The organism is Desulfosporosinus paludis, assembly GCF_045689965.1.
Classification (GTDB): Bacteria; Bacillota; Desulfitobacteriia; order Desulfitobacteriales; family Desulfitobacteriaceae; genus Desulfosporosinus; species Desulfosporosinus paludis.
Window position 1 is genome coordinate 1,874,394 of record NZ_CP144211.1, and the last position, 15,153, is coordinate 1,889,546.

The window sequence follows — 15,153 nt, forward strand, 5'->3', positions numbered from 1 at the left end:
GTACAAGATTAGAGCGACAAATATTTGTTTTTTGAGTAATTCTCCAAAGTACTGCGGACACGTTCCAGGATAAGCTCTCTCAGTTCAACAGGCTCCAAGATCTCAGCTGCTGACCCAAAGCCTAATATCCAGCTAATAAATTCATTGACTCCGATAATGTCATCTTGAAAAAGGACAGACCCGTCCTCCAGCGTTGTTAGCTCACTCCTTCTATGGGCTATGTCTTTGCGCATCTTCGCCAAAGTTTGGGAACGATTAAGGAAGCGCACTTTCACCTGCAGCAGCTCTCCATATTCCATCCCCCAGCGAGGACCAAACCACGTTTTCAAAGAAAATCCTTCCGGATAAACAAAGCCCTCATTCGTTTCACTGACTTCGGTAATGTTGTTTAGGTTGTAATTCTTGATCGTCTCTCCTTGTCTTGAGACAAGATACCATTTCCTTAATCGAGAATAGTAGACAATTCCTAAGGGGTCCACCTTAATAACTCGACCTTTAAAAGTAATGGTCATGCGTCGGCTGCCACGAATTGCGTTCTCAATACACGAGAAGGTTTCACCCTTAATAGGGTCTAAAGGTGTAAATTCCCCTTTTATGTAGCGATAGGTCACTTCTTCACCCAGATCGAATCCCGATAAAATCTTCTGTCTCAAACCTTCTTTGAGAGCGTTTTCTTCTCGGAGTATCTCTAAGGTCCCCAGGACTCCCAGTGCCTCTCGCACATTTAGATGCACTGGAGTAAAACGTTTTTCGGCTGTTCCAAGAAACCATTTCACCTCTGGCTTTAACAGATTTTCCTCACTCTCATCCAAGTCTTCATCGTGATCCGTATACAAGGGAATGGTATAATCCGGGGAAAAGGCCAAGGCTTTCAAATCCTGTTTCATGGTCCCCCAGGGAACACCGCAGGCTTCTGATAAATCTCTCCCTGATAACCCCTCCGGATGGGCCTCGATCAAGGTCATAATCTTTTCCAGGCGCTCAATCATGTCCATCCGCATTACCTCCATACAAATGCAAGAGCTGTGTGAATTGGTCCTTCATTTTTTGGCGAAGTTCTACAGGTTCAAGTACCTCTGCTCCTGCACCAAACCCTCGCAGCCAAACTGCCAATTCGTCAAGCCCTTCCACCTGGTCCGTCATCAAAAGACTTCCACGGTCCTCTGTTAAAGTGCAAGTTTGACGTTTCCCAAGCTCCATTCTTACCCGGTTTAACGTAGAAAAATGATCATAAAAACGAATCTTTACCTGTTTGGGATGGTTATCTCTATACACTCCCCAAGCATACTTATACCAGGTCTGCAAATCAAACCCTTCTACAGGGCAAAACGTTTCTCCTAGCCTAATTACATCTAGAATGCGGTTAATTTGATAAGTTTTTATCGTTTGATCCTGTTCATCTTGCGCGACAAGATACCAATTGTCCAGAACCCAATAATAGACAATTCCCAGCGGGTTTAGCTGAAGTTCTCGGGCTGGTTCCCCTTCCTTGCGATAAAGTATCCTGACCCTGTTTTTACACCTTGCCGCTTCCTCAAGTTCCATACAGCACTGACTGCAATGGATATCCTGAGTGGGAGTTCTGCCTTGAACAAACATAGTTTCACGATGTCGAGAATGGTCTCCTATTCTAAGTTTGAGTTTAGCCTCAAGCGATTTCATCTCTTCAGGGATTGGAGCCAAAGCCCGTGCAACTTTTAGGGCCTCAAAAAGAAGAATTTTTTCCTGATCCGAAAGCTGAAGCGGAAGGAGCATATGCTCCGAACAAACCAGATACATCTCAGCTTGGCGTTTAATGAGATTCTTTTTTTCCAAATCTTTTACAGCTCGTTCTAAAGTTTTACTGCTGACCTCTTCTTCATCCTGGCGATTGAATCTCTGGTATAGGTCTCTTATCGTTAACCCTTGAGGATTTGCCGTCAGTAACCGTAAAATTCCCATTTGCCGAAGAGTCGCTTTATTCACAGGCAGTAATCCATTCCAACCACCCACCTGCAAGTAAAGCTTACCTGTAGGGTCCTGCTTAAAGATATAGCCGTTATCCTTTAATTCGTCCAAATCCCGTTGCACAGTTACCGGATTTACTCCAAGTTTCTTAGCCAAACTTAAGCCGGTATAGCCCCATGGTTCAATGGCAATATATTTGACAATTTCTCGCTGCCGAGTTAACTTATCCAACAATATACCCCCCAGTCCCTTGCCGCCAAAATTTACACTTGCTAGAATCAGACTGTAAAATCAACCTTGAGGAGATGAGTTCATAGTGAATCCAAGCCAAAATTCAATCATGCGGATTAAGATTACACATAAGGCTAAAGAATTCCTTCACAGATCTGAGAAAACGGAGCTTTATATTGAACACTTTGACGACTCCCAATGTTGTATTCCACTAACTACTTCTCCGGCCGTGCGCAAGGGAAGACCGTCAAAACCCAAAAAATTCAACGTTTATACCGTCGATGGAATTACTGTCTATTATGACCGAAATCTGGCCTGCAAACCGAATTAACCATAGATGCCCATGGAATTGGAATTATCAAGGTACTTATTATTTCCGACTAGGTATAGGGTAGTCATAATCCTCTATCTCACATTCTCTGATAATAGTTCTCAGATTAATTCCCTCCCATAATAACAAAATTAAAGTAACATCAATTTATTGCTCTAGCAAGAAATCTTCAACACATAATAATACCCTTCCAGCCATCGAACTCAGAAGAATCAAATGTCCACCATTATCAATATATCTAATGTTTTTCCTATCCGAAGATACATGTTTATGAATATAATCCACGCTCTTTCTTTTTACCGTGTCATCATCTTCTGCTTGAATAGTAAGAATAGGACAATATATTTTCTCTAATTTTGGCTTTGTTTGGTGCAATAGCAGCAAAAATTGGAGCATCGCCAAAAATGGCGAGTTGTTTTTGGCTTGTAAATATCTCTTGATATGGTTATACCTTTTACTTTTTAGGTCATCCAATAGATTAAGAAGCACTCGGTTTATATTCCAATAGAAGATAGGAGTATTGATGGTTACAATGGCCTTGATATCATGTTTACAGGCAAGATTGAAAGCAATCAGGCCCCCCATTGAGAACCCTATTAGGACAATTTCTCCACCTTTCTCCTTTAGCTTTAAAAATTCATGTTCTGCAGAATCTATCCAGTCCTTATAAGTTGCCTTTCTCATATCTTCTCGTGTGGCTGAATGACCCTTTAATATAGGGCAGACAACATCGTAACCAAGACCAGTCAGATATTCGGCCAAAGGCTTCACTTCGTGTAACCCACCGCCAAACCCATGAATGATCAAACATTTCTTTTTCTTACTGTCCAGCGAGTCCATCGAGCCTTACCCCCCATTGTCATCTAGCCAAAATTTTTGTTTAAACTACTTATCACCTGATTGGGAAATTCTTTAATAACCTCTTTAACATCTTTCTTTTTTCGAGACACACTCCAGTCATCTTCTGAGTTTGTATTCTGTATATCATCATACTTGAACGTTTTCGTATACCTCTGCGGCGATTAATTAACTACATCACTCTGAACCGCTGATCATCCTCTAAGTGTCGATCTACGCTTTTATTTGACATCAACATCGTTTTGGGTCAGCCCAGATAACCCCTCATTACGACCTAATCATCTCATAGCTTCCTTGAGAAGTAAGGGGAAAGCTGTCTAATCTAATCCAAAAGCATTCCCACAATTATTTATCGAAGATAGATGAATAAATAATTGGCATTATGTAAAACTAATCAAGATACTAAAACGGGTAGGTGATACCGTGACGATTGATCTCAATTTCATATTTTGGCCTGGTCTAGCTATTGCTCTAGGTATTCCAACTTTGATTTTTATCCCCAGACAAGAATATAAGAAGTTCTTGATATTCGGTTTTGTTCTAGGTGGGGTTATAGATGTTATGACAATTATCTTTATTGGTAATTTGTTAGGAGAGTTTTCATATATCGCAGGCCCTCTTGAAGCATTTGGAATTCCAGTTTTTATACCGATAGCCTTTACATTTGTCTGGATGCTCTTTTTATTCTTCCTACCCTTTAGAATTGAATTTCTAGTCCCGTACATTATAGGATTTAGTGGTTTTGCGGTAATGCTTGGTTTTGTCGAACAAAATCTGGGGTTTTTCAAATTCAATTATGGTGATACTCATGGTGTGATAGCCACAATTATAACATTTGTCGTATGGTTTACAGGCTCTGCATTAGTCTATCGAAATTACTACAATAAACTTCCTGCTTAAAACTGTTCATTTCAAAGCTGATGCTAATATTCCCAAAAGAGTCTTGGAAACTTCATCCACGAAGTATCCAAGACTCTTTTTCACGATTCCAATGATGCAAGGAAACTCTGCTCATCTAAATAATGGGCACATTAGCTTTAACCAAATTCTTCTGAGAACCCGTTTTTTGAATCAGAGGCTATGCTTTTGGATGCAAATACTCTTAACGTATTATGAATTAATACTGACTTAATTACAATGAGGGCGCTGTTATCTCTTCCGCTGTCACTATAATTTCGGAAAAGGCAACAATCTTCCCGCTTCCGTCCACTTCATAAATATCAATATACTTATTTTTAGTAGCATCCACGCCCGTTATGTCACTGCCGCTCGTATACGCCTTTCCGCTTGCTGCAATTCCGACACCCGGTATTTTCGAGGCTTTGCTGACAACCTGTATCCTAAAGGTGTCTTCACTGTTGTTCGGAGTTAGGGCCAATTTTACACTCTGAGCCGATGTGCCCATCGCTACAGTGGGTACCGTTCCCAAGACCGGGGCTGCAATATTACCGGCTGTCAGGGTGAACTCCTTAAACGCCACAATCTTGCTGCTTCCGTCCACTTCATACACGTCGACATACTTATTGGTTGTGGCATCCACACCCGTCAGATCACTGCCCGACGTATAGGCCGTGGTTCCTGTCGGAAGGTCTCCACCGGTGACCGGCAGCGCAGTTATCGCCGAAGCACTTATTAAGACTTGGAATGTGTCCTCTTTCTTCAGAGGTGTCACTGTTATTTTTGTGGTTAACGGAACACTTCCGGGAGCTGCTGTTGCGGCTGTCGGTGAAGGGGCTGTAATGCTTCCAGCTGTCACTATAATCTCGGAAAAGGCAACAATCTTCCCGCTTCCGTCCACTTCATAAATGTCAACATACTTATTTTTAGTGGCATCTACACCTGTTATGTCACTGCCGCTTGTATACGCCTTTCCGCTTGCTGCTACCCCAACACCTGGTATTTTCGCAGCTTTGCTGACTACCTGTACTTTGAAGGTGTCCTCACTGTTGTTCGGAGTTAGGGCTAATTTTACACTCTGGGCCGAAGTGCCCATCGCCACAGTGGGTGCCGTTCCCAAGACTGGGGCTGCAATATTGCCGGCTGTCAGGGTGAACTCCTTAAACGCCACAATCTTGCTGCTTGTGTCGACTTCATACACGTCGACATACTTATTGGTTGTGGCATCCACACCCGTTAGATCACTGCCCGATGTATAGGCCGTGGTTCCTGTCGGAAGGTCTCCACCGGTGACCGGCAGCGTGGTTATCGCCGAAGCACTTATCAGAACTTGAAATGTGTCCCCTTTCTTCAGAGGTGTCACTGTTATTTTTGTGGTTAGCGGAGCACTTCCGGGAGCTGCAGTTGCGCTTGTCGGTGAAGGTGCCGTAATGGTTTCGCCTGTTACCGTAATTTCGGAGAAAGCAGCAACTTTCCCGCTTCCATCCACTTCATAAATATCAATATACTTATTTTTAGTGGCATCTACACCTGTTATGTCACTGCCGCTTGTATACGCCTTTCCGCTTGCTGCTACCCCAACACCTGGTATTTTCCCAGCTTTACTGGTGACCTGCACCTTAAAGGTGTCTTCGCTGTTGTTCGGAATTAGCGTCAATTTTACACTTTGGGCTGATGTCCCCATCGCCACAGTGGGTACCGTTCCCAAGACCGGGGCTGCAATATTGCCGGCTGTCAGGGTGAACTCCTTAAACGCCACAATCTTGCTGCTTGTGTCGACTTCATACACGTCCACATACTTATTGGTTGTGGCATCCACACCCGTCAGATCACTGCCCGATGTATAGGCCGTGGTTCCTGTCGGAAGGTCTCCACCGGTGACCGGCAGCGCAGTTATCGTCGAAGCACTTATTAAGACTTGGAATGTGTCCTCTTTCTTCAGAGGTGTCACTGTTATTTTTGTGGTTAACGGAACACTTCCGGGAGCTGCTGTTGCGGCTGTCGGTGAAGGGGCTGTAATGCTTCCAGCTGTCACTATAATTTCGGAAAAGGCAACAATCTTCCCGCTTCCGTCCACTTCATAAATATCAATATATTTATTTTTAGTGGCATCCACGCCCGTTATGTCACTGCCGCTCGTATACGCCTTTCCGCTTGCTGCAATTCCGACACCCGGTATTTTCGAGGCTTTGCTGACAACTTGTACCTTAAAGGTGTCTTCACTGTTGTTCGGAGTTAGGGCCAATTTTACACTCTGAGCCGATGTGCCCATCGCTACAGTGGGTACCGTTCCCAAGACCGGGGCTGCAATATTGCCGGCTGTCAGGGTGAACTCCTTAAACGCCACAATCTTGCTGCTTCCGTCCACTTCATACACGTCGACATACTTATTGGTTGTGGCATCCACACCCGTTAGATCACTGCCCGATGTATAGGCCGTGGTTCCTGTCGGAAGGTCTCCACCGGTGACCGGCAGCGCAGTTATCGCCGAAGCACTTATTAAGACTTGGAATGTGTCCTCTTTCTTCAGAGGTGTCACTGTTATTTTTGTGGTTAACGGAACACTTCCGGGAGCTGCTGTTGCGGCTGTCGGTGAAGGGGCTGTAATGCTTCCAGCTGTCACTATAATCTCGGAAAAGGCAACAATCTTCCCGCTTCCGTCCACTTCATAAATGTCAACATACTTATTTTTAGTGGCATCTACACCTGTTATGTCACTGCCGCTTGTATACGCCTTTCCGCTTGCTGCTACCTCAACACCTGGTATTTTCGCAGCTTTGCTGACTACCTGTACTTTGAAGGTGTCCTCACTGTTGTTCGGAGTTAGGGCTAATTTTACACTCTGGGCCGAAGTGCCCATCGCTACAGTGGGTGCCGTCTCCAAGACTGGGGCTGCAATATTGCCGACTGTCAGGTTGAACTCCTTAAACGCCACAATCTTACTGCTTGTGTCGACTTCATACACGTCGACATACTTATTGGTTGTGGCATCCACACCCGTTAGATCACTGCCCGATGTATAGGCCGTGGTTCCTGTCGGAAGGTCTCCACCGGTGACCGGCAGCGTGGTTATCGCCGAAGCACTTATCAGAACTTGAAATGTGTCCCCTTTCTTCAGAGGTGTCACCGTTATTTTTGTGGTTAACGGAGCACTTCCGGGAGCGGCGGTCGTATTTGCATAAGCCGCTTTAGACCCAATTAATATACATGATGCAAGTGACGTCACTAATATAAAAGCGACTAAAATCAACTTTAACCAAGATTTCATGGAAATTCGAAACTGATTAATCACTTCTCTCCATTTCTCCTCTCGAAAAGAATACGTTTAATTATATATCGGCATTAATCTCCCAGAACATTACTTTTTCCCGAGTTAAGGAAATCTTTAACTAAATCAATTCGGTATAAATTTGTTTAAACATTGATTTAAGGATTGATTGCATCTGAGCAAAAACGGTTTTAACGACCATTTGCCAAGGTTTTTATATGCTCTTGAAATTCGCTATTAAGGGCAATAAAAAAAACCTCCAATGCTTTGAAGAGGTTTTTCAGACTTGCTATTGTTTAAAGAATATCTCCTTGAGCAAGAGTACTAGTCCTGATAAATACCCAAGAGATGATTGTCCACCAAGCTAAAAAAGTGATATAAGCAAAAAAGGGATAATACCAAGGTCTGAAATCAAATAAATCAACATTATGAACCAAATAGCCATATGCAACACTGTATACGGCAAATCCCAGAACATAAATGTATCGAAAGACTTTTTGCGACGGGAAAAATCGAAGAAAAATCATAACTGTAAGAATCCAACTGGGAGGAGAAAGTAGGTTTTGACCTAAAACATTAAAAATTCCGGCATTTTTAAACCAAATAATGTGAAATAGATTTTGAAATAAACCTACTGCAACTATATCACCTAGCCCTCCGAAAATCATGGCATAAGTAAAATACTCTTTTAAATCTTCTCTAGGGATAGCTATAACTACAACAATAAACGCTACAAGTATATACGTCGGATAAAAAAACGTAGAAATCATAAAAAATCCTGCCTTCGATTAAATCAATTCATATACATCTTGCACTAGTTTAACAAAGTTTTATTGAATATATTCATGATTGCACTTATCGATAATGCAAATATACATTCCTTCCACTACTGAGCATAATGGTTTGCTTACTTTAACTCCAAATAGAGGCGTTGATCTTGACTCACTCTCCTCAATAGTCATAACTGACTATGATTCAGCTACTGCAACGTTAACTGTCGTGCCTAGCCTGAAATAACAGTCCAGAACTAAAAAGACTTTAGGCACTTCATTAGGGAAGGGTCTAAAGTCTTTTTATAAATAAATTAGGCAATGCTCCATTCAAAAATCAAACCTGATGTCCTTCGATTTCAAAATAACATGCTCATCAATTATTGACAGTGCACATTAACCCTTGCTTTTGCCGAATGCAGCCGTTGCAGGAGATGCATTTTGAACGAAAAGTGTCTCCGCTTTCCCAGCGGTTTACAAGGTCTGGTTCGGCGATCAAAGGGCGACTCAGCGCAAAATATTCGATCGGTGTTTCATTGAGCACCTGCGTCATGGCGTCAAAATCCCGATTGCCTCCGGTGAGAATAATCTTTGTTTTCCCTCTTGCCAACGCCCCTTCGGCCGCCTGAGTGACGCTGTCTTTGTAATAGAATTCATCCTTCGGATGAGACTGAAGCCATGCTCCGCTTACTTCTATAGCGTCGACTCCAGCCTCACTCAACTGCTCGAACACCATACGGAAACCCTCGAAGGTGATACCGTTTTCAATTCCGTCTTTGCAATTGATTTTAACCCAAACCGGATAATCTGGCCCGACCTTCTCTCGAATCAGTTTGTAAGTTTCCACCAAAATCCTAGCACAGTTCTCATCACTTCCGCCATATTCATCCGTTCTTCGGTTGTAATAAGGCGTCAAAAATTGACTGAGTAATAAACCATGAGCAGCATGAATCTCTACCCCGTCAAAGCCGGCCTTCTTCGCTCGAAAGGCTGCATCGGAAAATGCTTGCTTCACGTTCTGAATATCCTGTTTCGTCATTTCAACCGGTGTTTTTTTCGTATTAATATTTTCCACGGCACTTGGACCCAACGCATTTCCTTTTACTAAATCAATCGTCGTACTAGAGCCGCAATAAACCAGTTGGAGAATAATATTCACGTTATATCGATGTGCCATTTCCGTCAGTTTTTTATACTCTGGAATGAAAGAATCATCATATATGCCAAACATTCTTGGGTTGTGGGGATATCCCGCAACATAAGCAAAACCGGTGATAATTGTGCCAATCCCGCCTTTGGCAAGGGACTCGTAAACTCTCAGGTCCCCCTCCGTCGGATGGCCGTTTATGTCATAGCGATCGCCTGTCGCCGCTCGGATCAGCCTGTTTTTCATTTTCATGTTGCCGATCTGTGTTTGTTCAAACATGCTTTTCATTATCTACCGTCCTTTATGCTAATACCGACAATTCCTCATGCACTGTCTTAAGCAACTCAGGAATTTTCAGCCCCTGCGGACAATGTTGTGCACAGATTCCGCAAGATAGGCACTGATCTGCGCCAGATCCAAATGGTACAATCCTGCTCTGATACATAAGTCTGTCATGAGGGTCATTCATCAACTGATAGCTGTTATAGAGCTTGAAAACTTCTGGTATGGCGACGCCGTGGGGACAGGGCATACAGTACCAGCACCCTGTGCAGCCAATACTTTTTTTGGCCTCAAAGGCATCGCGTATCTTGTGGATAAATTCCTGATCTTCACCTGACATTACATTCGGTGTGGCATGGTCAAATATCCGAAGATTTTCTCTTAGCTGGGCCAAGCTGCTGGTTCCACTCAAGATTACAGATGTCTCCGGCATATTATAAAGCCACCGGAAACACCACTCAACAAGGGAACGTTTTTCTGGATGAGACCGAATCAACTCATCAACTTCGGCAGGGACGTTGTTAAGTAGGTATCCTCCCATCAGCGGCTCCATAATGACCACTGCAAGACCCTTATTGGCCGCATAGCGGAGGCCCTCAACGCCCGCCTGCATAGTTTCACCGAGAATATTAAGCTGAATCTGTGCCATTTCCCAATCAAATGAGTCGACGACTTCCTTAAACGCCGTCAGGGAGTTATGAATCGAAAAACCCTTATGCCCGATTTTCCCTTTCTCAATCATCTTATCAAGGAATGTAAAGCCGTCATATTTCTTAACTGCCTCCCAATTGCCAGGATTCATATTGTGAAGAAGATAAACGTCAATGTGATCAGTCTCAAGGCGCATTAATTCTTGATCCAGATATTTTTCAAAATCCTCATGCTTTGTGATATTCCAGATCGGACTTTTGGTGGCCAGATAGATTTTATTCCGGTAGCCATTCCTCATCGCCTTTCCGGTAATGATCTCACTGTCCTGATAGACAAAGGCAGTGTCCAGATAATTTACCCCGTTGTCGATAGCATACCGAACCATCTCAATTGCTTCTTTTTCATCTTTCGGGAATCTCATGCAACCTAACCCGAATTTAGAAACTTTAAGCCCTGTTTTTCCATATTGTATATAGTTCATATGTCTCTCACCCTGTTCTTTTTTATTTCATTGAACATAGTATAAAAGTTAAAGTATACTTTAAGTCAAGAGAAAAAAGAACCTATCTGAAAGCCGCCCTTTCTAGGAATAGCTTTTGGTAATCTTTTGAGGTTATTCACAAATGTCCTAGAGCATATTTAAGTTTACTCACGGTCTTTTAACATGGAACCCAATATCTTACCGATTCTTCCAGCATGAAAGACAGCCTCCGGTTGCTCCTTGAAATGTGGTGGAAATTGTTCAGACTTGATCTCATCAAGGAAACCGTGCTGTCTGACGACATTGCCCACGCCGCAGTTCTGACCGTAGCCGCAGGTGTAGCACTGGGAATAGCCATCTATCTGTAAAGCTTCTACAACTGCCATCTTGTTCCGCAACATGAAGTCCTCAATCTCCGGCTTAACAAAATTACTTCCCCTGTAGTCCGTACTGACAATCACCCCAAGCTTTCCAGCCAAATTAAAAATTTCCCTGTGCCGAAAGCTGAAAGTCCTCTCCCAGCAGGCATGCCCCAACGCATTCATCCGCCCGAAATAATTAGGCGCTCCGAAAACAATCGCATCGGCTGCCCTCATCTTTTCCCCAATCTCATTCCAGTCGTCACGAACTTTGCATGTGTTGTCAGATGCACAAAGCGTGCAGCCTATACAGCCACCAACTTTTTTTCCTGCCAGTGATACGTATTCGTAAGGGAGCCCAGTCGCCTCCAAAATAGCTTTGACACCTTCACCTGTCACACCGTCTTTCCTACCGCTCGCACTGATTCCTAAGATCATTCTTACTGCCCCTTTCATAAATGTTTTAGAATAATTATCTTTATTGTACCTACCATCCGGTACAAAAATAATATAGACAAACGACTTTAAAATGAAGTTGCCTGCCGTTAAGGATATTCTATTTTAACGGTATGGCATTCTCTGAGGCATATGTACCGACTAAATACCGTATCCATTTAATCATGTCTCTTAAAATTTCAATATCCTGATTGTTCTTCATCAACAGGATGCCGCCCTCAATCATGGCGACGATAGTCTGTGCAAGCTGTCCCGCTTCGATCGGATTGGCAGAACCAGAAATTTCAAGCATTTCCTCCAAGACAGACCCTAGTCTATCCGCCCAAACTTTGAAAACCTCATTGACCTTTTGACGAAATTCCTCATCATGCTCACTCATCTCCAAAGCCAGGTTACCGAAAACACAGCCACACTTCGCCTGCCTGGACTGGTGGAAAGAGATAATCCATTCCAGCATTTCATTTAGTCTCGTTTCAGGATCTCCTTTGGAACCAAGAATGCCGCCCAACAACTCTCTCTTGAAAGCGGCAAAGAAATAATCGATTACAGCAAGACCCAAATCCCGCTTGGAAGAGAAATAATAATAAAACTGCCCCTTACCAGCTCCGCTTGCCTCTAAAATATCGCTAAGTTTCGTATTCTCATAGCCATTAGATTCCATGAGCCCTGCTGCGGCCTCGATGATTTCCTGGCGTTTACTTGTCACGTGTATCTACCTCCATACCAACCGCTTGGTACAATTTTAAGTTATTATATTTTTTATGTCAATTCTCCTTTATCGATCTTGGGAAACGACGCTAGCAAGGGTATTATAACCTCTTACATTTTGTAAAAACAACCGTAATATATAAGATCCGCCCATGATCGCCGAAGTTAAGATACTATTTATTACTAGACTCATACAAAATCAAAGGACTTAAGTAGTCATTCGGAATCTTCTATTTTTGGGGTCAACTGTAAAACCTGTTTTATGACAGATTTTAAAAGATACTCAAACTTAATTGTGTTATACTAACAAATGACTAATTTCACTTAGGAGGTAATAACATGTCTGGCATAAAGTCTAAAAGAAGTCTATTAGCTACGATCACAGTTCTATTTTGGTTTGCGCAATATGTTTACATACCATTTCTTACACCCTACCTCCTATCTCTTTCCATAACGGCAACAGTTGTGGGAGTTATTGTTGGAGCATACGGAGTTACCCAACTGCTTTTAAGAATCCCTCTTGGAATTATCACTGATATTATAGGAAATCACAAAATCTTTATAATTATAGGAACTTTCTTAGCTGGCACTTCTTCCATAATGATAATTCTTTTTGGTTCACCTAGCTTGCTGTTTGCGTCTAACGCCCTATCGGGAGTCGCTTCGTCAACATGGATTTCATTTACATTACTTTATTCTTCGTACTATGATCAATCTGAGGGTACGAAAGCTATAGGCCTCGTCACCTCTCTTCAAAACGTTGGTATTTTAGCTGCTTTTTTACTCGGTGGGGTGTTCTTTGAGCAGTTCGGCATTCGCTCGCTGTTTATTTTAAGTTTTGTATTCGGTATGGCCGGCTGCATTCTTTCGCTATTTATCAAACCTGAGAATGCGGGCAGAACAAATGTTACTGCCGCCAGTCTTGTAAAAGTGATGAAGAATAAAAGGCTATTAATAGTCTCTCTTTTGGGCGGCTTTGTTTGGTTTTTAATGTTTGGGACAGTGTACTCCTTTACAACGAGTACAGCAAAAGAGCTTGGAGCGACAGGGCTACAACTTGGTGTCATTTATGTATTATTTAGCGTGATGAATATTATAGGTTCTTATTTCGTAAGCACAAAGGCATCGAGAAAGCTTGGCGAAAAGAATAATATAGCTTTAGGCTTTGTTTTACTTGCGGTGTATTGTGCAGGAGTGGCTGTTGCTCCTGAGCCCATCTGGTTCTTTCCGCTCCAAATTGTTGGTGGGTTTGGTGCGGGCATACTTACAGCAATTCTTATGGCCATTGCTGTAAGAGGCTTTGACGCGGATAAAAAATCTACGGCTATGGGTTTTTATCAATCGATATACTCGCTCGGTATTACCTTTGGCCCCATAGTTATGGGTATCTTGGTAGATCATTCTTCTAAAATTTTCTCATTTTCAGTCATGGCTGTATTCGCCCTAAGCTGTTCTGTTTTTGTGTTGACTATGTATAAGTTTAGTACTCTATTTAGAGAAGCTTAACAGTAAACAATCTAAATAATGCATCAAAGTCGGGTTTCTAAGAGAGCCATTATTATGCCTGTTTTTGATACAGGGCCTATAGATAACAGGAACGCACCGTGAACGATATGTTAAAAAGAAAGGATTGATCTTGGCTTTTAAATTGAAATCTCCGTAGTACCGTTTCTGGGCTACTGATATGTCCAGAAAGAGTCTTAAACACTTCATCCACAAAGTGTCTAAGACTCTTTTTCATGGGTAGTTCCGTTATTCTAGAACCTGCAAACTCATCTTATACTCATAAATCAATTCATTGAATTCTTCTGAAGACCCATTATCCTTGAGCAGTACCTGTGCTTTTTGCAGCAAACGTTTATGTACCCCTTCTCTGGTGATTAAAAAATTGATCATTCTTTTCATATTTTGGTCTGAAGTTGATTCTAAATGTTGTTGATACAGAAGGGCGGCCCGAGCTTCTGCCTGTACATCTACCTGCAGCATGTTTATACAGTCAACACTTTGATCAATATAGTTCAATACCCATGGAGCGCCCTGAGAATTGACACAATTGAGCGGTGGCCCTCCCAATTTAATAATGGCCACAGAAATCAACTCCATATGCCCTAATTCTTCTGCTGCGATTAAGCCAAGTAAGTCTCGAACATATCGATTGGTCATATTGGAACGATGATTTAAGTACTGGATCGACGATGACAGTTCACTATCATCTACAAAGGTAACAATGTCTTACCAATATTAGATTCCTAGCTACTGATTATAATTAATGAATTTGCGGAAACAATATGGTACCGGTATATGGATGACGGGAAGCTTACAACTTGAGTAAGCGGCGGAACACATACCGTAGTGCTTGCCACTTTTCGTTACCTTTATACAAACTTCCATCATGAGTAGACCATTCTCCTGGTAGCTTCTCGTTTAAAAAAGCTTGGCCTAACTTAAGATCAGAATTAAGTTTTTCATGAGAAGAATTTATCACTTCATTATAAATTCTGTAGATAGAAAAACTACCAACAGAAACTACTCCAAAAACAAATACAACCGTAACGAAAATTAAGAGCTTAATCCTTATTCCCATCCTCATCCCCCTTAAATATATCTAATCCAAAAAAATACAATATTTCTTTATATAACGCTCTATTTTAACCGTTTCAACATAATTCATCAAATTCTTTAAGGTTTCGATCTATTTAAATATTTTAATACATTTTCCTTTTCTCAAATAACTTGTTTATCTAATAAAAGAAAAAAGCCCAGGTTC

General features: G+C 42.1%; 14 protein-coding genes. 3 read left to right on the forward strand and 11 right to left on the reverse strand.

Translation table 11 applies throughout. The annotated features are described in order from the left end of the window. Positions 1 to 8: 8 nt before the first annotated feature. Both VZF35_RS09520 and VZF35_RS09525 read right to left on the reverse strand, forming a co-directional pair. Complete coding sequence (locus VZF35_RS09520; protein ID WP_407313067.1) at positions 9 to 995, reverse strand: helix-turn-helix transcriptional regulator; 987 nt, start codon at positions 993 to 995, stop codon at positions 9 to 11. Then, the gene (locus tag VZF35_RS09525; RefSeq protein WP_407313069.1) at positions 982 to 2,178 is read right to left on the reverse strand and encodes a WYL domain-containing protein; all 1,197 of its coding nucleotides are present in this window, start codon (positions 2,176 to 2,178) and stop codon (positions 982 to 984) included. Before VZF35_RS09525 ends, VZF35_RS09520 begins: the two co-directional genes overlap by 14 nt. A gap of 109 nt (positions 2,179 to 2,287) precedes the next feature. On the opposite strand from VZF35_RS09525, the gene VZF35_RS09530 reads away from it, so the two are divergent. Continuing rightward, positions 2,288 to 2,509, forward strand: a complete 222-nt coding sequence (locus tag VZF35_RS09530; protein WP_407313070.1) for a CC/Se motif family (seleno)protein — start codon at positions 2,288 to 2,290, stop codon at positions 2,507 to 2,509. A gap of 147 nt (positions 2,510 to 2,656) precedes the next feature. Here the strand turns inward: VZF35_RS09530 and VZF35_RS09535 are convergent, their stop codons facing one another. Next, the gene (locus tag VZF35_RS09535) at positions 2,657 to 3,349 is read right to left on the reverse strand and encodes an alpha/beta hydrolase (RefSeq protein ID WP_407313072.1); all 693 of its coding nucleotides are present in this window, start codon (positions 3,347 to 3,349) and stop codon (positions 2,657 to 2,659) included. A 441-nt stretch (positions 3,350 to 3,790) separates the two neighbouring features. Between VZF35_RS09535 and VZF35_RS09540 the strand changes: the two genes are divergently transcribed. Next, a complete protein-coding gene (locus VZF35_RS09540; protein ID WP_407313074.1) occupies positions 3,791 to 4,267 on the forward strand; it encodes a hypothetical protein in 477 nt (158 codons plus the stop codon). A 232-nt stretch (positions 4,268 to 4,499) separates the two neighbouring features. Here the strand turns inward: VZF35_RS09540 and VZF35_RS09545 are convergent, their stop codons facing one another. The 6 genes from VZF35_RS09545 to VZF35_RS09570 form a co-directional block, all read right to left on the reverse strand. Then, positions 4,500 to 7,556, reverse strand: coding sequence for a hypothetical protein (locus tag VZF35_RS09545; protein ID WP_407313076.1), 3,057 nt, complete (start codon positions 7,554 to 7,556; stop codon positions 4,500 to 4,502). Between the two features lie 272 nt (positions 7,557 to 7,828). Continuing rightward, entirely contained in the window at positions 7,829 to 8,302 is a 474-nt protein-coding gene (locus VZF35_RS09550; protein WP_407313078.1) for a hypothetical protein, read from the reverse strand. Positions 8,303 to 8,678: 376 nt separating this feature from the next. Further along, positions 8,679 to 9,737: an NADH:flavin oxidoreductase gene (locus tag VZF35_RS09555; protein WP_407313079.1), complete on the reverse strand. Its 1,059-nt coding sequence runs from the start codon at positions 9,735 to 9,737 to the stop codon at positions 8,679 to 8,681. A 13-nt stretch (positions 9,738 to 9,750) separates the two neighbouring features. Further along, positions 9,751 to 10,863 (reverse strand): aldo/keto reductase, encoded by a 1,113-nt coding sequence (locus tag VZF35_RS09560; RefSeq protein ID WP_407313081.1) that lies wholly within the window; start codon positions 10,861 to 10,863, stop codon positions 9,751 to 9,753. A gap of 164 nt (positions 10,864 to 11,027) precedes the next feature. After that, complete coding sequence (locus VZF35_RS09565) at positions 11,028 to 11,660, reverse strand: flavodoxin family protein (protein ID WP_407313083.1); 633 nt, start codon at positions 11,658 to 11,660, stop codon at positions 11,028 to 11,030. 118 nt (positions 11,661 to 11,778) lie between these two features. Further along, positions 11,779 to 12,384 (reverse strand): TetR/AcrR family transcriptional regulator, encoded by a 606-nt coding sequence (locus VZF35_RS09570; protein ID WP_407313085.1) that lies wholly within the window; start codon positions 12,382 to 12,384, stop codon positions 11,779 to 11,781. A 341-nt stretch (positions 12,385 to 12,725) separates the two neighbouring features. On the opposite strand from VZF35_RS09570, the gene VZF35_RS09575 reads away from it, so the two are divergent. Beyond that, the gene (locus tag VZF35_RS09575) at positions 12,726 to 13,892 is read left to right on the forward strand and encodes an MFS transporter (protein ID WP_407313087.1); all 1,167 of its coding nucleotides are present in this window, start codon (positions 12,726 to 12,728) and stop codon (positions 13,890 to 13,892) included. A 246-nt stretch (positions 13,893 to 14,138) separates the two neighbouring features. Here VZF35_RS09575 and VZF35_RS09580 read toward each other — a convergent pair whose 3' ends face one another. Further along, a complete protein-coding gene (locus VZF35_RS09580; protein ID WP_407314559.1) occupies positions 14,139 to 14,615 on the reverse strand; it encodes a manganese catalase family protein in 477 nt (158 codons plus the stop codon). Positions 14,616 to 14,703: 88 nt separating this feature from the next. Beyond that, complete coding sequence (locus VZF35_RS09585) at positions 14,704 to 14,970, reverse strand: hypothetical protein (RefSeq protein WP_407313089.1); 267 nt, start codon at positions 14,968 to 14,970, stop codon at positions 14,704 to 14,706. Between the last annotated feature and the right edge of the window lie 183 nt (positions 14,971 to 15,153).

Coding starts and splice junctions, on each gene's coding strand:
- VZF35_RS09535 (WP_407313072.1), bottom strand. CDS start 3,349: ATGGACTCGCTGGACAGTAAGAAAAAGAAATGTTTGATCATTCATGGG.
- VZF35_RS09550 (WP_407313078.1), bottom strand. CDS start 8,302: ATGATTTCTACGTTTTTTTATCCGACGTATATACTTGTAGCGTTTATT.
- VZF35_RS09530 (WP_407313070.1), top strand. CDS start 2,288: ATGCGGATTAAGATTACACATAAGGCTAAAGAATTCCTTCACAGATCT.
- VZF35_RS09575 (WP_407313087.1), top strand. CDS start 12,726: ATGTCTGGCATAAAGTCTAAAAGAAGTCTATTAGCTACGATCACAGTT.
- VZF35_RS09565 (WP_407313083.1), bottom strand. CDS start 11,660: ATGATCTTAGGAATCAGTGCGAGCGGTAGGAAAGACGGTGTGACAGGT.
- VZF35_RS09585 (WP_407313089.1), bottom strand. CDS start 14,970: ATGGGAATAAGGATTAAGCTCTTAATTTTCGTTACGGTTGTATTTGTT.
- VZF35_RS09555 (WP_407313079.1), bottom strand. CDS start 9,737: ATGAAAAGCATGTTTGAACAAACACAGATCGGCAACATGAAAATGAAA.
- VZF35_RS09520 (WP_407313067.1), bottom strand. CDS start 995: ATGGACATGATTGAGCGCCTGGAAAAGATTATGACCTTGATCGAGGCC.
- VZF35_RS09560 (WP_407313081.1), bottom strand. CDS start 10,863: ATGAACTATATACAATATGGAAAAACAGGGCTTAAAGTTTCTAAATTC.